Origin of the sequence: Amazonocrinis nigriterrae CENA67, assembly GCF_016056305.1 — a bacterium.
Classification (GTDB): domain Bacteria; phylum Cyanobacteriota; class Cyanobacteriia; order Cyanobacteriales; family Nostocaceae; genus Amazonocrinis; species Amazonocrinis nigriterrae.
In genome coordinates this window covers 15,925-21,183 of the sequence record NZ_JAECZC010000006.1, presented here as the reverse complement: position 1 = coordinate 21,183, position 5,259 = coordinate 15,925, and the positions used below count along the sequence as shown (strand labels likewise).

At 39.5% G+C, this 5,259-nt stretch carries 5 protein-coding genes; 4 read left to right on the top strand and 1 reads right to left on the bottom strand.

Going from position 1 to position 5,259, the window contains the following annotated elements:
* Nucleotides 1-852 (bottom strand): ABC transporter ATP-binding protein (locus tag I8748_RS05100; protein WP_198123577.1); only part of this gene is annotated, 852 nt, incomplete at its 3' end.
* Nucleotides 853-995: 143 nt separating this feature from the next.
* Between I8748_RS05100 and I8748_RS05095 the strand changes: the two genes are divergently transcribed.
* The 4 genes from I8748_RS05095 to I8748_RS05080 form a co-directional block, all read left to right on the top strand.
* On the top strand, nt 996-1,844 hold the full coding sequence (locus I8748_RS05095; RefSeq protein ID WP_198123576.1) for a prohibitin family protein: 849 nt from the start codon (nt 996-998) through the stop codon (nt 1,842-1,844).
* A gap of 91 nt (nt 1,845-1,935) precedes the next feature.
* A complete protein-coding gene (locus tag I8748_RS05090; RefSeq protein ID WP_096553314.1) occupies nt 1,936-2,352 on the top strand; it encodes a DUF1824 family protein in 417 nt (138 codons plus the stop codon).
* Between the two features lie 325 nt (nt 2,353-2,677).
* A complete protein-coding gene (locus I8748_RS05085) occupies nt 2,678-4,606 on the top strand; it encodes an ABC-F family ATP-binding cassette domain-containing protein (RefSeq protein ID WP_198123575.1) in 1,929 nt (642 codons plus the stop codon).
* 332 nt (nt 4,607-4,938) lie between these two features.
* Nucleotides 4,939-5,259, top strand: a 321-nt coding sequence (locus I8748_RS05080) for a pentapeptide repeat-containing protein (RefSeq protein WP_198123574.1), incomplete at its 3' end; no start/stop codon positions are given.

Sequence of the window (5,259 nt, the reverse complement as noted above, 5' to 3'; positions counted from 1 at the left end):
TGCGGTAAAACCCACCAAAATCAGCATCCGAATTAAGGGTACGAATGCAGCAGAAAGTTTAATTGCTTTGGCGTTACTTTGCCTGTAAGCTTCGCTATCTTCTGTCAAGCGTGCAGTTTCATAATTTTCTGCGGTAAAGCTTTTAATAGTAGTAATACCGCTCAAATTATTGACTAGCCGTGCATTTAAGTATCCTACCTTTTCCCGCACACTGGCGTAACGAGGTGCCAACAAACGTTGAAAAGCAAAAGAACCCCAAAGGATAAATGGCATCGGCGACATGGCCATCCACGCTACACTAGGAGCCAGAACAAAGAAGGCACCACCTATAATGACTACTGTTGTAGCAACTTGGATGATGTCATTGGCTCCCACATCCAGAAAACGCTCTAGTTGGTTGATATCATCACTGAGGATGGACATCAACCCGCCAGTGCTGCGTTCTTCAAAATAAGCTAATTCCAACTCTTGCAGATGGTTGTATGCATCCAGACGGAGGTTGTGCTGAATGTTTTGTGCCAAATTGCGCCACAGTTGAGCGTATGCGTACTCAAAAACCGATTCTAGTATCCAAATGATGACAGTGAGCAGGGAAATAATTAAAAATTGCCCAAAGATATCGCGTATACCCAACTGAGCAATGATAGAATCCTGCTGTTTTACCACCACATCCACCGCAATGCCAATTAATGCGGGTGGTGCCAAATCAAAGAGTTTATTTAAGATGGAACAAGCGATCGCCAGCCAAATTTGTTTACGATACTGATGTCCATACTCAAGCAGACGCTGGAGGGGATGCGCCGAATGTTTACGCCTTCTTGACAAGCGATGAGATTTTAATACTGTAGCCACAGCCTTTTGCAGTTGCGTGCAATTGATATTACCACGAGAACAGGGAACACCGCACTCTTGTCACCTTGAGTTTACCGCAGCTAGGCGGACGACATGCCAACATATTACAGGAGTTGCTTACAAATCAAAAAGGAGAGAGAAACTTGAAAAATCAGCAATTGGCAAATTGGCAAAGCACTGTTTTAGGAATTGTGTTGGCAGTAATTGTAGTTTTGAGTCTCAATTCCTTTATTATTATCAATCCAGGGCAAGCAGGAGTGATCAGTATTTTAGGCAAAGCGAGAGATGGTGCTTTATTGGAGGGTTTTCACTTGAAACCTCCTTTCATCTCAGTGATAGATGTGTATGATTTGACAGTACAAAAATTTGAAGTTCCAGCAGAGAGTTCTACAAAAGATTTGCAAAATTTATCCGCTAGATTTGCGATTAATTTTCGCATTGACCCGACACAAGTAGTTGAGGTGAGAAGAAAACAAGGAACTTTAGAAAATATCGTCTCGAAAATTATTGCACCTCAAACCCAAGAAGCATTCAAAATCGCAGCTGCGAAAAGAACGGTAGAAGAAGCAATTACTAAAAGAAGTGAATTAAAAGAAGACTTTGATAATGCTTTAGGCGATCGCTTAGACAAATATGGGATAATAGTGTTAGATACTAGCGTAGTTGACTTAACTTTCTCACCAGAGTTTGCCAGAGCAGTAGAAGAAAAACAAATCGCTGAACAACGGGCGCAAAGAGCCGTTTACATAGCACGAGAAGCAGAACAAGAAGCCCAAGCAGAAATTAATCGTGCTAAAGGTAAAGCCGAAGCTCAAAGACTCTTAGCCGAAACTCTCAAAGCTCAAGGCGGACAATTAGTTCTGCAAAAAGAAGCAATTGAAGCTTGGAAACTTGGCGGCGCACAAATGCCAAAAGTTCTTGTCATGGGTGGTGAATCACAAGGCAGTGTACCCTTTATTTTCAACCTAGGAAATATCCAAAACCAACCATGATTTGAGTAAATTATTATAACAAGTATAGTGGGCTGTGCCTACCCCAAACAAAAAACTAAAACTCAAAAAAAGGAAATAATAAACCAAATTTATGTCAACTCCCAATCATCCCAACCTCACAACCGCAGAAGCAAAAAAAATTCTGAATAAATTTAATTGTTTGGATATTGCCCCTATTCTCAAGTCATCAGAAAAAGCTTTAACCCGTCGTGCTTTAGTTTTGATGGCTAGTCTTTCTGATTACCAAATATTAGGAATTTGTGCCGATACAGCCGAAGAAGGCATCCTAGCAATGAAGACATATTCCCATGCTTTTGGTTATGAAGCCCCAAGCAATTTACCTACAGTTGAAGGGCCAGTTTATATTAAGTTAAACGGCAAAAACGGTTTATGTTATCTCGATTCCTATTCAGGACATCATCGTGGCGTATTAGTATCTTGCCAGTCTTACAATGAAGGAGGAATCAACGAACTTTATGGGCATTTACCCCTGGACTTATTTGTCTAGAATTTGGCAGTCTCTGTAGGTAAGGTAATACCATTTTGGATGAGCGGATTTTGGATTTTGGATTGTAACTTGCCTTGGTGCATCTAGTAGTTCTTTTGAAATAATTTGTCGCAATCATTTGTCCAATTGGTATAAATACCTTACCTACTGACAACTGACAACTGACCAATAGACCTTTTGCAAAAGTCATTCTTAGCGTTCTTTTCTTTGCGTCTACCCTGCGGGAACGCCTGACGGCGAATGCGACTTTGCGCGAGACAAAAAAGATTTATGCAAGAAGTCTAATGACTAATGACAAATGACCAATGACCAATGACCAAAAATTATGAGTATTATTACACTACAGTCAGTCAAAAAAGACTTTGGTATTAAGGAGATTTTAAAAGATGCTAGCTTTAGCCTCGATGCAACTGATAAAGTTGGTTTAATTGGTACAAATGGTTCTGGTAAATCAACCTTATTAAAAATGATTGCTGGGCTGGAACCAATTGATAGCGGTCAAATTCTCGTCAACTCCGGTGCTAAAATAATTTACTTACCACAGCAGCCAGAATTAGATGAAAATCGCACAGTTTTAGAGCAAGTTTTTGCAGATAGTGGCGACCATATGACTTTGGTTCGTGAGTATGAAGAACTATCTGAGAAACTGGCTCATTACCCAGATGATAGTCAGCTGATGTCCCGACTTTCTGTGGTCATGCAACGTATGGATGCGACTGGCGCTTGGGAATTGGAAACCAATGCCAAAATCATCCTCAGCAAGTTAGGAATTTCTGATTTTAATGCACTCGTAGGTACTTTATCAGGAGGCTATCGTAAGCGTATTGCTTTAGCAACAGCTTTGCTATCAGACCCAGATGTGTTACTCATGGATGAGCCAACAAACCATCTTGATGCTCTTTCTGTAGAATGGTTACAAAGTTATTTGAATCGCTATCGTGGCGCACTTTTACTCATAACTCATGACCGCTACTTTTTAGATAAAGTTACCAATCGTATTATTGAAATTGACCGTGGCGACATCTTTACTTACACAGGTAATTATTCATATTTTCTGGAAAAGAAAGCTTTAGCAGAAGAATCTGCTATTAGCAGTCAACGCAAACATCAAGGTGTATTGCGGCGGGAATTGGAATGGTTAAAACGCGGGCCGAAAGCTAGAAGTACGAAGCAGAAAGCTAGAATTGAGCGCATTCAAGCGATGCGAGAAACTGAGTTTAAACAAGCTCAGGGTAAAGTTGATATTTCCACAGTTAGCCGTCGTATTGGTAAAAAAGTTATTGAACTGAGTAATATTTCCAAAGCATATAACGGACGTACCCTCATTAATAATTTTACCTACGAATTTAGCCCAGAAGACCGCATTGGTATTATTGGTGGTAACGGTGCAGGTAAATCCACTTTAATGGATATTATTACCCAGCGCGTTCAACCAGATTCTGGCAATGTAGAAATCGGTGCTACAATTCACATCGGTTATTTTGACCAACATTCTGAAGAATTACTCACAGCCTTAGATGAAAATCAGCGTGTAATCGACTATATCAAAGAAGAAGGAGAATTTGTCAAAATTGCCGACGGTACTAAAATTACCGCTTCCCAAATGTTAGAGCGGTTTTTGTTTCCTGGTAATCAACAATATGCACCAATACATAAACTTTCTGGGGGAGAAAAACGACGTTTATTTTTATTGCGTATTCTAATTAGTGCGCCCAATGTTTTGATTTTAGATGAACCAACAAATGATTTAGATGTACAGACTTTAGCAGTTCTAGAAGAATATTTAGAAGATTTTACTGGGTGTGTAATTGCAGTTTCCCATGACCGCTACTTTCTTGACCGTACTGTAGATACAATTTTTGCCTTGGAAGAAGGCGGGAATTTGCGGCAATATCCAGGTAATTACTCAGTTTATCTAGACTACAAAAAGGCAGAAGAAGAACAGCAGCAAGCTGTTAATAATAAGGAGAAAACAAAAAATCCAGCCGAACAAAAAGCTGCGCCTCAAACCCAAGATACAGAAAATAAAAAGCGGCGTCGGCTATCAAATTGGGAAAAGCGGGAATTTGAACAATTAGAGGCTAAAATTGCCCAGTTAGAAGAAGAGAAAGCACAAGCTGAAAAAGCAATGACAAATGTTTATCCAGGAAATTATACCCAGGTGCAAAAACTCTACGAACAAGTGGAAGCACTCAAGCAAGCAATTGATGTAGCAACTGAACGCTGGTTAGAATTAGCTGAAATGGAATCGTAAAAGGGACTGGGGATTAGTGATTGGGGATTGGGAATTGGGTTAGAAATTGTAAAAATTAATGTTTTCCCAGTACCCAATACTCAGTTCCAAAGTGGTGTTACTCTTATCCCGGTGCGTTGCGCTTTGCTATAACGCACCCTACAAAGTTAAGGTTTACAAGAGGCTATTTATAAAGTAAATATTAAGTAGGGTGTGTTACGGCGTTTGCAAGAATTTGGGAGTTTGAGAGAGTTAGGATTAGCCGTAACGCACCGTCTTTCTCGGTGCGTTATAGCAACGCTTAACGCACCCTACAATTTAAGGTTTACTTTATAAATCATCTCTAAAGTAAAATGATAAATTCTTCTACTGAAAATCTCCGCTACACAGCTATTCAATTTTTAGAACAAAACCCCGTAGAACGTCTGCAAATTCTTCAATCATTGGGAATGGGTCGTTATGAATTTTTAAATAAAATGTGTCTCAATGAGGCAAATATAACTTGTATCATACGGTTTTTTCAAAATCCAAGTCAGCTAAAGTTTCCGAATTTAGTCGGAGCAGATTTATCTGGTTTAATTTTAGATGAAGGAAACTTTATTAGAGGAAATTTATCTGACGCTAACTTGCAAAGAACTAGTTTACTTAATGCAGATTTGCTCTTTGCCAATTTT

What these genes read in the sequence shown, in the direction of transcription:
- I8748_RS05090 (WP_096553314.1), top strand. Translation starts at nt 1,936, where the DNA reads ATGTCAACTCCCAATCATCCCAACCTCACAACCGCAGAAGCAAAAAAA.
- I8748_RS05085 (WP_198123575.1), top strand. Translation starts at nt 2,678, where the DNA reads ATGAGTATTATTACACTACAGTCAGTCAAAAAAGACTTTGGTATTAAG.